Annotated in this window: 10 protein-coding genes and 1 tRNA gene; 6 read left to right on the forward strand and 5 right to left on the reverse strand. The window is 67.1% G+C overall.

Going from position 1 to position 14,636, the window contains the following annotated elements; translation table 11 throughout:
• Positions 1-22 precede the first annotated feature (22 nt).
• A tRNA-Val gene (locus F4559_RS20415) sits at positions 23-94 on the forward strand.
• A gap of 116 nt (positions 95-210) precedes the next feature.
• Here F4559_RS20415 and F4559_RS35300 read toward each other — a convergent pair.
• Both F4559_RS35300 and F4559_RS34540 read right to left on the reverse strand, forming a co-directional pair.
• On the reverse strand, positions 211-1,281 hold the full coding sequence (locus F4559_RS35300; RefSeq protein ID WP_221447304.1) for a site-specific integrase: 1,071 nt from the start codon (positions 1,279-1,281) through the stop codon (positions 211-213).
• Positions 1,282-1,422: 141 nt separating this feature from the next.
• A complete protein-coding gene (locus F4559_RS34540) occupies positions 1,423-1,710 on the reverse strand; it encodes a helix-turn-helix domain-containing protein (protein ID WP_221447305.1) in 288 nt (95 codons plus the stop codon).
• Positions 1,711-2,609: 899 nt separating this feature from the next.
• Between F4559_RS34540 and F4559_RS20430 the strand changes: the two genes are divergently transcribed.
• The 4 genes from F4559_RS20430 to F4559_RS20445 all read left to right on the forward strand — a co-directional run bounded on the left by F4559_RS20430 (position 2,610) and on the right by F4559_RS20445 (position 7,444).
• A complete protein-coding gene (locus F4559_RS20430; protein WP_184671023.1) occupies positions 2,610-4,820 on the forward strand; it encodes an argonaute/piwi family protein in 2,211 nt (736 codons plus the stop codon).
• Positions 4,817-6,094 carry a PD-(D/E)XK nuclease domain-containing protein gene (locus tag F4559_RS36455; RefSeq protein WP_184671025.1) on the forward strand — a complete coding sequence of 426 codons (1,278 nt, stop codon included), beginning with the start codon at positions 4,817-4,819 and terminating at the stop codon, positions 6,092-6,094. The genes F4559_RS20430 and F4559_RS36455 overlap by 4 nt, the downstream gene beginning before the upstream one ends.
• Positions 6,095-6,238: 144 nt before the next feature.
• Positions 6,239-6,418: a hypothetical protein gene (locus F4559_RS20440; RefSeq protein ID WP_184671027.1), complete on the forward strand. Its 180-nt coding sequence runs from the start codon at positions 6,239-6,241 to the stop codon at positions 6,416-6,418.
• A 174-nt stretch (positions 6,419-6,592) separates the two neighbouring features.
• Positions 6,593-7,444, forward strand: a complete 852-nt coding sequence (locus F4559_RS20445) for a hypothetical protein (protein WP_184671028.1) — start codon at positions 6,593-6,595, stop codon at positions 7,442-7,444.
• A 275-nt stretch (positions 7,445-7,719) separates the two neighbouring features.
• Here the strand turns inward: F4559_RS20445 and F4559_RS20450 are convergent, their stop codons facing one another.
• On the reverse strand, positions 7,720-7,914 hold the full coding sequence (locus F4559_RS20450) for a hypothetical protein (RefSeq protein WP_184671029.1): 195 nt from the start codon (positions 7,912-7,914) through the stop codon (positions 7,720-7,722).
• 419 nt (positions 7,915-8,333) lie between these two features.
• Between F4559_RS20450 and F4559_RS36030 the strand changes: the two genes are divergently transcribed.
• Positions 8,334-8,456, forward strand: a complete 123-nt coding sequence (locus F4559_RS36030; protein ID WP_281386338.1) for a hypothetical protein — start codon at positions 8,334-8,336, stop codon at positions 8,454-8,456.
• A gap of 92 nt (positions 8,457-8,548) precedes the next feature.
• Here F4559_RS36030 and F4559_RS20455 read toward each other — a convergent pair whose 3' ends face one another.
• Together F4559_RS20455 and F4559_RS20460 are read right to left on the reverse strand one after the other, a co-directional pair.
• Entirely contained in the window at positions 8,549-11,344 is a 2,796-nt protein-coding gene (locus F4559_RS20455) for an RNaseH domain-containing protein (RefSeq protein ID WP_184671031.1), read from the reverse strand.
• A gap of 26 nt (positions 11,345-11,370) precedes the next feature.
• Entirely contained in the window at positions 11,371-14,625 is a 3,255-nt protein-coding gene (locus F4559_RS20460; protein WP_221447306.1) for an ATP-dependent DNA helicase, read from the reverse strand.
• Positions 14,626-14,636 lie beyond the last annotated feature (11 nt).

Genomic DNA, 14,636 nt, shown 5'->3' on the forward strand with positions numbered 1-14,636 from the left:
CAGGAAAACAGAACAGCACCAAGGGCGTTTAGCTCAGCGGGAGAGCGCTTCGTTCACACCGAAGAGGTCACAGGTTCGATCCCTGTATCGCCCACAGTGTGTTTTTGCAGGTCAACGGCTCGTAGACGATCATCGTCTGCGGGCTGTTGGTCGTGTGTGGGAGCAAATTGGGAGCAAGTGATCTTGACCCTAATTCCTGCTCCGAAGAGGTCACGCCATTCTGCTCCCATACTGCTCCCACCTGGCCTGTAGTCCTTGGAGCATGGTGTCGATCATGGGGCGGGTGACGTGGGAGTAGACGCCCATGACGCCGCGGAACTTGTGGCCGATCCGTTTGTGTTGGAGGACTTCGGGGACGTGGTCTTCGATGAGCCAGGTCTTGTGGGTGTGGCGCAGGTCGTGGAAGTGCATGTGGGGCTTGATGGGCGTCCATCCGAGGGTGGTGTCGCCGTGGAGTGCGGGCAGCCAGAACCGGCGGCGGAAGTTGGACCGGCGGTGCAGGCCGCCGTCGATGCCGGTGAACACGAACTTCCTGGCCGGTGTGTCGCAGCGGTGTTCGGCGAGCAGTTCGGTCAGGAACGTCGGCAGGTGGACGGTGCGGACGCTGGCCGGTGTCTTGGGCGGTCCGAGTTCGAGTCGGCCGCGTAGTTCGTGCAGTGCCCCGTCCTTGGCGTCGATGCGGATCTCCTGCTTGTCCAGGTCGACCCGGTCCCACTGGAGCCCGGCCAGTTCGCCCCACCGCATCCCGGTGTAGGCGGCGGTGACGACCAGGGCGGCATTCGCGGGCGACGTCATGCGGCCGGCGATGGCGGTCACCTCGTCGGCGTCGGCGTGCGGCCGTTCGGGTTGGTCACCGGCGTTGAGCCTCAGCTTGCGGCAGGGGTTGGAGCCGATGAGCCCCTCGTCCACCGCCTCGCCGAGAATCATGGACAGCAGTCCGACCACGTCGGCGACGCTGCGGTCGCTCAACGACCGCCGCAACGTCTTCGCCCATGCCTTGATCGTCATCCGGGACAGCTCGCCCAACTCGGTCGCGGCGAACCGGGGCAGGATGTGGTTGCGCAGATGGGAGTCGTAGGTCGCCTCGGTGACCCCGCTGACGTCGTGCGCGTCGACCCACTGCGTCACCCACTCGCCGACCGACGTCTGCGCCAGACGCGGATCGACGAACCGGCCACGCCGCTGGTCGGACTCGATGTCCGCGGCCCGGTCTTCGGCATCGCCGCGTGTGGCGAAGCCTGTCTCGGACCGCAGCGAGCCGTCCGAAAGTCGGTACCGCACCCGGAATCCATCGCCGTGTTTCTCCGCCCAGGCCATTATGGCCACCGCCTTTCGTGGACACTTTCCGCCCGTGATTCGGACGGACGTACAGTGACGCTCGATACGTAGAGAAATGCAACAATCATTTGTTCGGGGAGCGGGTCACCGGGCCGGGCGGGCGCCCCGAAGGACGATGAGTTCCAGGTCCTTGTCGGAGAAGCGCAGATGCTTGCCAAGGAGGGTGCAGGGAATCCGCTGCTGTCCGGCCATGCGACGGAGCCAGGACTCCCGCACCGCCAGCAGGTGGGCGGCCTGGGCCGGGGTGTGCAGCAAGCGGGCCCGAGCCGCGTGGCGAGCCTCCGCTGGCGCGGGTTCGGGTGATCCGGTCGGGTCGGCGTCGAGTTGCACGGGGGAGACGCGGGTGGTTTGCCGATCGCGGTGGTGATGCACGACTGCCCTCCGGGAGGTGGCCGGCGTTGGTGTGGGACGCCGTGGACACCCCTGAACTCCGGAAAAAGGGCCGGCGGGGGACACGTAGTAGAGGAGGTTCTTGCTTGACCGGTCGAGAAGCCGAGGGCGCGAGGGCGCGTCGAGACAAGCCTGTTACTGGGGGTCAAGGGGTCGCAGGTTCAAATCCTGTCGTCCCGACGGTCTGAGAAAGCCCGCTGTATCGGCGCGATAAGCGCAGGTCAGCGGGCTTTTTCGTGCGTTTGGAATGATCTTGGCAGTGGTTACGGGGTGGTAACGAAACGATCTTTGAGGGTGCTTTGAAGGAGCGGATCAGGAGCGACTCGCTCCTGATTTTTTGCCAGCACCATGTGGGGTCGCCACCCGTTCAGGTGAATTCGTCGAACCTGCCCGGACCGTGCCCGACCTGCGCCAACCGGCGTTTACCGACGTTGACGGGCGGACCTGCGGGGTCAGCTGGTCGTAGGGTCGTGGGTGGTCGAGCGTGGCGGGTGTGGCTTCGTTTCAAGTGACCGTCGAGATGCTGGTCGACGTGGCGGCGCTGGGGTCGATCGCCGAGTCCGGGATGTGTTCGGTGACGGTTCCGGCATGACGGTGGAGCAGTTCCGTCAGGACGAGCCCGATGGTGTGCGCGGTGATGCGGTGGCTGTGTGGCCGCCCCGGACGCAGTCGACTGCGCAGGTGCGGAGGTCCTCGACACGCAGTACTCCGCCCGGAGACCGGCGGGCAATGGCGCGAGTTGCCCCGGAATTGTCGGGGTGACGTCGTAGCCTCAGGTGATGGGGTACTCCGGAGATCGTCCAGCGTCGGCGGGCCGTGGGGGTCCGTTGTTGTTCACTAACTTCCTGCCGGTCCGGTTCGCAGGTCAGGTGGGTGCCGGTGTGCTGCCCTACGAGTCTGCGGGCCATCTTGAGGATCTCCGCAGTCGGCTCCGCGAGTCTCATGTGGTCGTCCGGGATCGAAACGACGTCGTGTGCGTTCCACTGGCAGAGGGTGTCGAGCAGGTCGGTGAGCGCAGGGTGATCGCCTCCGCCGTGCGTGACGTGCTGCTGCAGACCCGGCTGCTCGAAGAGTGCCTCAGGCGCATCCTTACGTTGGAGTGGAAATACCTGCTCAGGCTTGAGCGTCCAGTGCGCTTCGTTTCGAGGCTGGGCGGCAAGGATCTCGTGGAGCGGGCGTTGGGCCGGGGCATCGACGGGTTGCACGTGTATCCGGAGTATTCGCTGGACGTCCGCCGCAGCGGACCGCGTGAGTACCCCGGCGTGGTGATCGGGAGAAAGACCCGCTACGAGATTGATCTTCCCGTGGAAGTCCTGTTGCGACGTGGTGTTCCGATGGTCGGGGTCTACGTGCTGGCGGAGTCGGAGTCGGCGCGTGCCTGGCCGTCCCAGGACTCGCACGCGCGGCGCAAGCTGGTCGGCCGGGTGGCCGATGTGGTCGACGGCAAGCTGCTCGTGCAGTCGCGGGAGGGTGAGGTGAAGCTCGACGCTGCGCGCACGTGGATCGAGTCCAGTCTGGCCAACTTCCAGACAGTGCTCCGGAAGGCGTGCGGGCGGTCGTTCGAGCGTGATCTGGCCGCGCTGGACGACACGATCGCCGCGTTCAACAACGCCGAGCGGCGCATCGCGGACACGGATAGGATCGCTACCGCATTGCTGGAGCGCGGACCGCTCGACGTCGCGGCCGGGATGACGGCGTACCTGGCCAGGCCGCTGCGGTTGAAGGGCAACCAGCATCCGCACGTGCGCACCTTGAGCGAGCCGACCTTCGTGTTCGACCAGTCCGGGGACAAGACGGATCGGTACCCGGAAGCCGGGCTGAACAGGTTCGGTCCTTTCGACACGGAGTCGTTCACCCCGAAAGCGCCCACGATCGCCGTCGTGGTCCCCCGCCGGTTCCAAGGCCGCGTGGAGACCTTCCTCACCAGGTTCCGCGACGGTGTCCGCGGTTCATCCGCCTTCCCCGAAGGGTTCGTCCGAAAGTTTCGCCTGACCGACTGCACCTTCACCCTCACTGCCTTCGACGGCGATGTGCAGGACGCGAGCGCCTACAAGCGCGCCTGTCTGAACGCGCTGGATACCAAGGAGAAGATCGACCTCGCGTTCGTCTTCACCAGCGCTGCCCAGGAGCACCTGACGGGCAACGAGAGTCCATACCTGGTGTCCAAGTCGACCTTCATGAGCCAGTCGATCGCGGTCCAGGAGTTCCAGGTCGAGAACATCACGGACAGCCCCGGCATCGCCTACCCGCTGAGCACGATGGCGCTCGCCGTCTACGCCAAACTGGGAGGGACGCCGTTCGCGATCAAGGACAACGGCCGGCCGACCAGGCGAGAGCTGATCTTCGGCATCGGCAGCGCGCAGGTGTTCGAGGACCGGTTGGGAAAGGGGGAGCGCGTCGTCGGGATCACCACCGTCTTCAACGCCGACGGCACCTACCTCGTGTCGAACGCGACCAGGGAGGCGCCGTACGAGCAGTATCCGAAGGCGCTGCAGGACGCCTTGCGGGCGTGCCTCAACGAGATCAAGGGGCGTCAGGGGTGGAAGTCCAACGACTTCATCCGACTGGTCTTCCACGTCTTCAAACTCCTGAAAGACGAAGAGGCCCAAGCCATCAAGGAGCTCGTGGAGGGTCTCACGGCGGACTTCGCCGGCGTCGAGTTCGCGTTCGTGACCGTCGTCGACGACCACCCGTGGATGATCCTCGACGAGAACGCCAGAGGGATCAGCGCGGGGAAGGGGAGCAAGGGGAAGTACGTGGCACGACGAGGTTTCGCCGTGTCGATCAGCAGGAGTGAGATGCTGGTGACGGTCAAGGGGCCCCGAGAGATGAAGAGCGAGTTGCAGGGCGCGCCGAAGCCTTTGCAGCTCAAGCTGCACCGCGAGTCCACGTTCACCGACATCGACTACCTGGCCGGACAGCTCTTCAGGCTCACGGCGATGTCATGGCGGAGGCCGTACCCCTCGACGAAGCCGGTGACCATCCTGTACTCCGACCTCATCGCCGGCCTGCTGGGCAAGCTGCGCCACGTGACGAACTGGAACTCCGACGTAATCTTCGGGAAGCTGCGCTACAGCAGGTGGTTCTTGTGACCGTACCCGATGACGCGACCACCGGGCAGTTGCTCTTCAGCTCCCAGCTCGGAGTGTTCCATCGCCGGATCGACACCGAGAACACGCCTGGCAGCCTGCACGGCATGTTCGCCCGGCAGGTCCTCGGCGACGGCACGTCGATTCGATGGCGCGTCGAACCGGACCTCGACGCTTGGCTCAGGACGAACGTGAGCCGATTGGAAGACGCGCCGGCGCTCGCCGTGCTGGGATATGTCGCGACGGCCCAGCCGACGCGGCTTCCGGTCTTCGCCGACGTGCTGGTGCACGGGCTTGAAGGTCTGGCCGGGCGTGATCCGTACCCTGGCGACCGCGTGACCCCGCTGTACTCGGCAGGAATCGTTCTCGGGCTGCATCTCGCCGCGCGGGCGGTGCAGGACCGCGTGCCGCAGTTCCTGACCTGGCTGCGGAAGGCGCTCAGCCACCCGATGAGGGAACCCAACGACCCGTGGCTCGATCTGATGCATCAGCACGTCCTCGCCGAGCTGACCGGTGAACCGGCTTCGTTGCCGGTGTTGGCGGGGCTGGCCGACCATGCGCTCGTCGCGGCGTTCTACCTTCTCGCCTCCGGTACCGGGGTGGCCAGGGACACCCCGGAGGAGCTGCGCGCCGCACAGCACCGGGCCATGCACGTATTCCTGCGCACCGATCCCGCTCATCTGGAGGTGCGGCATGCCGCTTTGTGGCTGAACTTCGCCGAAGCGGTGGCTACGGCCAGCGCGGACCAGTTGGTGATCAGCGTTCCCCAGGTGAGCCAGGTGCTCAGGCGTTTTCCTCCCGCGATGAAGCGATGGGTGTGGGACTCCGCCGAGCGTAAGGACCCCAAGTGGTGGCGGGTCGACGCCGAACGCGAGGTACAGGCGATCCTGTGGATCATGCTCCGCGCGGTCTTCGATGACGTGGTCGACGAGGAGAACCTGCCGAAGCTCGGCCACAGCGCCTATCGCGCGGACTTCGCGCTGCCCAGCTTGGGGCTGTTCATCGAGGTCAAGTTCGTGCGCAGCAAAAGCGACTTCAAGGACGTGGAGCAGGAGGTGATCATCGACTCGATCGGCTACCTCAAGGACAACGAGCGCTACCGGGAGATCATCGTCTTTATCTACGACGACTCGTGTTCTACGGAACATCATGACGAGACACGGCGCGCGTTGATCGATCTTCCCGGGATCGCCGACGTAATCATCGTGTCGCGCCCAGGGGTGCTTCCACCAGCCGATGAACGGAAAGCCGTGTTGTCTCCGGGCGCTGCCATGTGACCCGCGCCACGGCTTCACTGACTACGGTCCTGCTGACGCCACGAACACGGCCGTGCGCACGATCCGGGTCGGCATCGTGGGCACACCCTCATCCATTCAGGGACTGCGGTGCTGGCTGGACAACTGCCGTTAGTCAGGGCCCACGTGTCGGCGTCCAATGAGGGCCGTATCGACCACGACCTGCTCGCCTACATCTCCCCGGCCGTGATGGAGCACGTCAACCCCTACGGCACTTACGAGTTCCCCGTCGAGCAGGAGTACGCCCGCCAGGGCGACCGATCTCTGCGCGCACCTGGTGACACTCCCGGTGAGCCCATCCAGTGACCCGCCGACCGCCACCGGACAGCAGGACCATGGTGGCGGCGTGTCGCCCGGTCGGGTGGACTCATGCGGCCGTACGAGCGACCGGTGCGTCAAATGACGTGGAACACGTTCGCGTCGGTCGGTAGAACCGTGGTTCATCGGCGCACCACGCGGTTCTGTCCTCGGAGGGTCGGCATGGCGGGTACGGGTCGGCACGCGGTCCACCGGACGATGGTCCTGGTCGACGTGGAGGGCTACAGCGCTGCGGCCCGGACACTGCCGCACCAGTTGGACACCCGGGCCGGGATGTACGCGGTGTTGGCCGAGGCGCTGGCGGCGGCCGGGGTGCCTATGCGGGCGTGCTGGCAGGGGGACGCGGGGGACGGGGTGGTGGTGCTGGTGCCGCCGGAGTACCCGAAGGGCCCGTTGGTGGAGGTGTTGCCCGAGGCGTTGGCGCGGGCGGTGCGCGGCCACAACAGCACCAGCCCCGACGCGGCTCGGGCCCGGTTGCGGCTGGCCGTGCACGCCGGGGAGGTGGCCTTCGACGAGCACGGCGCGACCTCGCCAGCGATGGTCGCGGCGTTCCGGCTACTGGATGCTGCCCCGGTCCGCGAGGCCCTGATCGGTTCACCGGGCGTGCTGGCGATGATCGTGTCCGGACTGGTCTTTGACGAGGTCGTGCGCAACTCCATGACTCTGGACCCGGCGACGTTCCGGCCGGTCGAGGTGTCGGTGAAAGCCTTCCACGAGCTCGCCTGGATCTCCCTGCCCGACCAGCCCTATCCACCGGACCCCACCGTCCTGACCACCCCGTCGCCTGCCCCCGAAACGCCCGAGGCCGCACCCCGCCACCGTGCGCCCGACTCCGCACCGCACTGCGGAACCTGCGAGAGCGACGGTGTCGGGCCGCGTGGGGTGCGCATCGCTGGCGATGTGCACGGCAGCGGGCCCGGCATCACCATCGGCGCGGCCACCGGCGACCACGTCACCATCGGCACACCGCCACCGCCGCCCAGAGAGTCCGGGGAGCCGGGACGCCCCCGCTAGCCGGCGCGGGCACTGGGCACACCGCGACGGCGACCAGCCCCGCCCACCCCTCCGGCACCTCGACGCCCGCCGGGCCGACGACTTGGATCCAGGGAGGACTCACCGCGGCGGACAAGGGGGCCGCTGTCGGTCATCTCGTCGGGCAGTTCCACGTGCACCACACGACGACGCCGATGACGGTCCCGGCCATGGAGTCGTTGCCGGCCGTGTCGTGGCTGGGACGTGTGCCGGTCGTGCCGGACAGCGACGTGGTCAGCAGAGGCCTGGGCCCATCCTCATTGATCTTCCTTGCGCTTCATGGTTGCACGGCAACGGTCGGCAATGCTTCCTCCCACGGCGGCCCCGGTGAGCGAGCCGAGCACGAGCGCACCCGTTGACCGCCAGTGCGGCGTGTCGGTGCGTCGCCCGTCGACCAGGTTGCGCAGCAGAACGCTAAGGATTCCACCGGCCAGCATCGCGATCGCGCTCAAGGCACACCCCTACCCGTGAGCGTGTGGATCTTCATCGGGTAGGGACTTTTGGCGCCCACCCGGCCGCGGTTGGGGTGCGGCGGTGGGGCTCGCCGCACCGCCGCGACGCCTGCGCGCCGCCGTACACCTTGGCGGCTCGCCGGGCGGGTGTGATCACCCTGTGCGGTGCTTGACCCGGTTGACGGCCTGGAGGTCTACTCGACCTGGGTGATGGATCCCGCCTGGGCCGCGCGGCCCGAACCGCCTCGACAGCGGGGCTACGTCCAGATCGAGAACGCTCCAAGCGGCACCGGAACGGGTGGCCGAAGCAGCGGCAGTTCGTCAGCGGTGAAGTACGGGGCCGACACCGTCGCGAGCCAGCGTGCGGGCGCGCCCGTCGATCACCTCCTCTGAATACTCAGCTCGCGGCCAGGCCGGACGTGCTGGTTCTCGACCTCAGCGGGGTCGACTTCTTCGGATTGTCCCGTGTCAACGCGCTCATCGCGGTCCAGGCCGAGGCCGACGAACGCAGCAGTGGCCAGTTGCGGTTGTGCGTGGTTTGAGAGTTTTGTGAGAGTCAGTCGGGCTCCTTCGCCCGGCGCCCGGCGACAGATCGACGCCCCTGTCGCCGAGCGTGGTGGTCACGGCAGCCGGTTCACGGCAGCTCGCCGGATCCGGTCGACAGGTCGTCGGGGGTGCCGGTGTCGGTTGAGTCGGTGGGCAGTGCGGTGCGGCGGTATTGAGGGTGGTCGAGGTCCATTTTCGAGGCGGCGTGAAGGTGCGCGGGGTAGGTGGTGCGTTCAGCCCAGGCCAGGGCCTGGTGGCACAGCCTGGCGGTCATGAGGGCGAGCTTGTCAGGTTTGATCTCGTCCTTGACGGCGACGGGAAAGATGCCCAACGTCGTCATGGAGTACCAGTTGTCCTTCATCTCGTTGCGCCGCAACTCGCCCTCGACGTCGGAGCCGTGGTCGGCGGACCACCGTGTCTTGTCGCTGCCCAGCCTGCCCGCACCCTGTCCGTCGTACTGGTGGGGGACGGTGATCAAGGCGAAGGAGTCCGCCCCGAAGTCGGACTTGACGCGGAACAGGCTGTTGGTCGTCCTGTCCCCATCGCTGATCTTCTCGCCGTTCTCGTCGAGGAGCGTGATTCCCAGGGCGCGGAACATCTCGTCGGCATTCTTGTTGACGCGGACGATGGCGCGGGGTCGGTCGGAGGGGTGGATGGTGGAGCCGGGAAGCCAGGTGCCGGGCCGTTCGGATTCCCCCTGCTTGTTGTTGTTTAGGCCGCTCCACAGGCGTCGGGAGCCGAAGGCGTCGACGGTGATGGTGTAGGGCATGCCGCCGAGGTAGCGGACAAGCTCGGCCAGGGCGTCATCGACCCGGGTGGCGACCTTCTTGTATCCGGCGTTGTCGTCCTGCAGTTCGGTCATCTTGCCGGTCGGGTAGTCCTTCGCGTGGAACGCAGCCTGGGCCTGGTTGTATGGGCGCCAGGTCGGGTCGGTGTAGCTCCAGCCGTGCAAAGTCCACGCCTGACCATCGTGTGCGGGCGGTTTGAGCACGGTGGCGGTGATGCAGATCTTGGCGGTGCGGTCCTTGCCCCGCCTGCTCTGGCGGCGGATGTGGACGGCGCAGTGGGCGACACCGGTCGGAGCGTGTGTGCCGAGTCGGTCGACCATGACGTCGGTGATGCGCTGGTCGATGATGCCCAGGCTGCGGTGCAGATCCAGCAGCGAGTGGATCACCGGGTAGTCGCGGACTTTCTTGCCCTTGCGAGGTTTCCGCGGCTTGCGGTGGACGATGAACTGGGAGTTGACGCCCTTGAGGGCGAGGGTGCGGCGGGCGCGGAACTTGGCGTCTTCGTCCTCCTTGACACCGGCCGTCTGCTCGGCGGCGGCGTCCTCGATCCCGTCCTCGTCGTCCTCCTCATAGCCCTCATCTTCGTCGTCGCCACGGCGGGTGAACTCGGTCTCTGCCCAGACCCCGACCAGCGTGTCGGGGCCGCAGTCCAACTGGACATGCGCGATGGCCTCGGCGCTGCCGGCGTCGGGACCGTGTTCGAGGAAGCCGGGCACACGGTGGAAGACCGCGCTGATCGCCTCGCCGTTCAACGCCACCGGCACTCCGTCCACGGGGTCGAGAGGCTGACCGCCTGGGACCTGATCGTCGGCGGGGCGGCCGTTGGCGGAGTAGGCGTGGCGTAGTCCGTCGAGCATGCGGTGGCGCACTTCATCGGTGTTCCACAGGCACACGATCCGCAGATGGCGGTAACCCATGGTGGTCAGGGAACGGACGACGTCCTCGGGGGTAGGCAGGAGACGGTCGGTGTCGACCTGCTTGAAGTTGCGGCCCTCGAAGTAGACCGGGAGCCTGGTCGTCTTGACCAGGGCGTCGCCGAGTACCTCGTCGATGTGACGGCGCAGCTCCCTGTGGTGGTGCATGCCCACACCGCGGCCGATCGGGAACCGGAAGTTCTTGCTCTGCACCGGCCGGATCACCGGCGCGGGCGTGGAGTCTGGTGCCCAGATGTCCTCTTGTTCCGGGGCTTCGTCCTGTTCGTTTTGTATCCGGTTCTCGAGTACGACGCGGTTCTGCACGTGGCGCAGGATCGACTGTTCCACGCCGAGCTTGGCCAGCACGTCCAGTGCCATGGCGCTGACGCGTCGGACGCTGGAACGTCCGGCCATGGCGACTTCGACGATGGGCCGTGCCGGGTCGTCCTGTTCGACCAGAACGGTGCGTGCCCAGGCCATCCGGGACTGGATGCGGGTGACCGTCGGACTGACGAGCAGAATGGGGTCGGCGATGTTGGGCAGGGTCTTCATGTCGATAGAGGCTCGGGACAGAGCCTCGGCGGTGCCGGACCTGTTGGTCCACGGATCCTGCCAGGCGACCAGGCCGCCGCGGCTGTCGACGCGCAAGGCGATCTCCTGGCCGTCGACGCGCCACGGCTGTTCGGCGATGCGTCGGGACAGGTCCCAGGCGACGGTCTTGTAGACCCACGTCGGGGCGTCGGGCTGTCCGGTTTCGGTGGTGCGCAGGTAGTCGGCCAGCAGGCGTCGTTCCTGCTTGGTCTCGGCGATGCGCTCGGCGAGCCGGGGCGGCTCTTTCAAGTCGATGTCGTCGATCGGTGTGCCCAGGACGCGCCCGTGCATGAGGGTGAACGCGGCGAGCAGGGTGTCGTCGTCGATCTCTTCGCGGGTGACGAGGAAACCCTCGTCGGGGTCGAAGGCCGCGTAGCCGCCGGTCAGGCAGCGCAGTGCGTTGACCACCACACTGTGCGGCGCCTGCGCCTCGTCGGCCTTGACGTAGTCGCGGTAGTCGCGGTCGAACAGCCTCCACAGCGAGGTGACACCATTGTCGAACTCGCGGATGTGCACGGCGGCGTCGCCGAGCAGGTCGGGGGTGCCCCGGTAAGCCAGCACGTCGAGCCGGCTTCGGGTGTTGAGGGCCATCGGTGTCGGTTCTCCTGTGACTGCCGTCAGACGGTGTCTGCGTCGGTGGTGTCGATGCCTGCGTAGGCGAGGAATGCGGCGAGTGCTTCGCGGTAGATCTGGTTCATGCGCTGCCGGACGTCGGAAGACCAGGCGGCGTGCATGCGGCGCAGGATGTTGCCCAGGTCGGCCTGCCAGGCGTCCTCGTGGAAAGCATGGTCGACCAGGTGCAACGTCATGTCGGTTCCGCCGCGGCGGGCGCGGCCGGCGAGCTGCACCATGTCCACGACCATGCCCGCGACGATCTCCTCCTGAAGTTCGGGACTGGTGCTGGTGAACCCGGCGGCGGATCGCATGATCAGCCCGAGGCGTTTCCACGCGGCCTCGCGACCGAGTTCCAGAGCGTGCAACGGATCGTCGGAGCCCGAGCGGGGCATGGCGTTGAGTCCGGCGACGTGCACGCTGCCGTACATCTCGGCCGCGTCGGACATCAACGCCAATGGCCTTGTGCACAGGTAGACCGGTGTGATGGCGGACTTGGTGCCGATGACGATGTTGAGGCCGCGGGCGATGCGGGCCATGGGCACCACCAGCACGTTGCCGCGGTTCGGGAAGTCCTCGAACTCCTCGGGTGTCAGTTCGATGATCCCCGGTGGCAGCGGGGGCAGTTTATCTCGGCGTGCGCGGTCGCCGGGCACCGCCACGCACAGCCCTTCGGTGTAGAGGCCGGCGGAGTAGATGCCCAGAGCGAGGTAGCGGCAGTGTTCGTAGGAGTTGACCACGACGGCGGCGTGGGCGCGGGCAGGGTCGTCGTTGTCGCGGATGCGCTGGAGTTCGGGGTGGATTTCGGTGTCGTAGAGCCGGTCGCCCAGGTTCATCAGCGCGTCGCGTTTGAGTGCTTGGGGCAGCCCGGAGATCCGGATGGGGGTGTCGCCGTCGGTGCTGGTGGTGATGGAGTGGCGTTGGGCACGGATGCTGTCGGGGGCGGCGTCGGTCATCCACCACTTGACCTCGCTGTGGATGTGTTCGCGTACGGCCTGGGGGAAATAGGCGGTCGCCGACAGGCCCATCACGGGGCGTTCCACCCCGGCGAGTACCAGGGACACGATGCTGCCCAGTTGGGCTGTGTAGGTGTGCGGGTCGCCGGTGACGCTCTGGGCGGTGAGCTCGGCGGACTTGTCGGGCTCGTCCAGGCCGGTGATGCGGTAGCCGACGATGGCTTTGCCGAGCATGCCGTAGGGCAGGATGTCCGAGGCGATGGAGGAGCCGAGCCGTTCGGCGACCTTGCGGGCTGAGTCCAGTCCGGCGGCGCGCAGTTGGGCGGTTTTGTGCCGCAGGAGGTCCAGGGCGTCGTCGAGTTCGGCGAGCCAGGTGCGCACGATGAGCAGTTCGGCGGCCTCGGCGCGTTCGTGGGCGTCCTTGACCGTCCGCGACAGCGCGTCGTCGAGCTCCAGTTGGACGTGGGCCAGCAGGTCCTCGCCGCGCGGCGCGAGGATCTTCTCCAAGATGTCGCGCACGGCCAGCAGATGAGCCGGTAGGGCGACAGCCTGGATGTCGCCCGTGGGCTTTCCGGTTCCCAATGGTGGTTCGGGTCGCAGGGCGTTGAGGCGGTCGAACAGTTCGGCGGGGATCTCCTTGTCGTCGTCGACCTGATCATGGGGGAACAGCAGGCCGATCAGCCGCCGGTCGCGGCTGCCGACCAGATGCCACCCGGTGCTGTTGACCCCCGGCGCCTCGCCGGCGGGGTTACGTCCGGAGTAGTGGCGCAGGTGGATCTGCTGCTGGCAGATCCCGGCGAGCAGGAACTCCGAGAGGTAGCGGGCGTGGCTGATGGTGGGCAGCAGGTCCTTAATCGCCTCGCTACCCAGCGAGGCGATGTCGGCGTCCAGTTCCCGCAGCGGCACCTTGGCGGTGCGGCGGGAGGCCAGGACCAGGTCGCTGGTGCACATGTCCAGCGCGGTGGACTGGAACTGGTCGACCTCGTCGATCATCACGGCGTGGGAGCGCCGCAGGACCAACTCTGCGACTGAGACATGAGCGGTCGCGCGGCCGTCGAGGTTCACGCCGATCTTGAGGCGACCGGCCATGAAGTTGTGGTGGTTGGTGACGATGACCGAGGCGGTGCACGCCTGGCGCTGCTGTTCGTACTTGCCGCAGGTCGGCATCCAGGGGCAGGTGCGGATTCCCTGTTCCGGCGGCAGGGGTGTCAAACGGTGACAGGACTCCTGCCCGCTGGGGTAAGGGGCGGTGGCCTTGGTGTGGTGGGCCAGGGCACAGCCGTAGGACATCTGGTCGAGCTTCCACAGCGCCTTGTCCGACTGGCTCAGCAGGTTGCCTTCAAGGCGGGTAACGGCTTTGGCGGCGCGCTCCAGCAGGCCGTCGGGGGACATCAAAGCGGCACACCGGCGGTCGTGCCGCAGACGTCCGATCTTCTTGAGGTGCGTGAGGTCGGCGGTGATATCCCAAGCCGCGGAGAGGGTGGCCTCGACGTTGGGCAGCACGATGGTGACGGTCAGGTCGTTGAGGGCGAACCAACTCGCGGCGACACGGACGAGCACACTCTTGCCTGTACCGGTGGGGGCGTTGAACACCTCCGTCGGGCCCGCCAGCAACCGCAGCATCGTCATCGGTGCCACCGTGTCGGTCGTCTTCAGCTCCGTGAACAGTCCGCTGAGGACTTTGTGCAGATAGCGGTCCTTCGGCTTGTAACGGCCGTCGATGTCCTTGGCGAGGGTGAGCAGGTCGGAGGTGGGGATGTCCTGCTGCGGGCAGTACGGCACCGTGGTGACGGTCGGAAGGTCGGCGATCGGGTCGTCGGTGTCGTATTCGGGGATGGTGGCCGTGCCCTGGATCGCGCCGACGGTCGGTGAGTACCGGACGTGGGTGTGCCAGATCCCCGGGGTGGCCGGTTTCACCGCTCGCGTGCGGCGGTGGTCCTTGTTCACGCGGTCGATGAGGCGGTCGACGTAGCCGAGCGGGTCGCCGCCGACCAACGGAACCGCGCCGACCGCCGTGCCCGCCGACTCGCCTGCGGCCTGCAACGGCAGTGCGTTGTCATCATTGCCTGCCAGCAGGGTTCGTGCGCGGAAGGTGAACGCGGCCGGGTTGGCCAACTCCTCGGGAGCGAAGCTCAGGACCGCTGCGATGCGCTGCTTGTCGGCCTGCGGCATCGGCGACCACCCCGACCAGGCGTCCAGGTGGCCGCTCATGAGGAACGCCGCGTGCCGGAACGTGCCCACCGGGCGACCGGTGCCGTCCCTGGCAGGGAAGTAGTGGGCGGCCAACGCGATGGCGGCGCACACGGCCGCGTTCG

It is taken from the genome of Saccharothrix violaceirubra, assembly GCF_014203755.1.
GTDB lineage: Bacteria > Actinomycetota > Actinomycetes > Mycobacteriales > Pseudonocardiaceae > Actinosynnema > Actinosynnema violaceirubrum.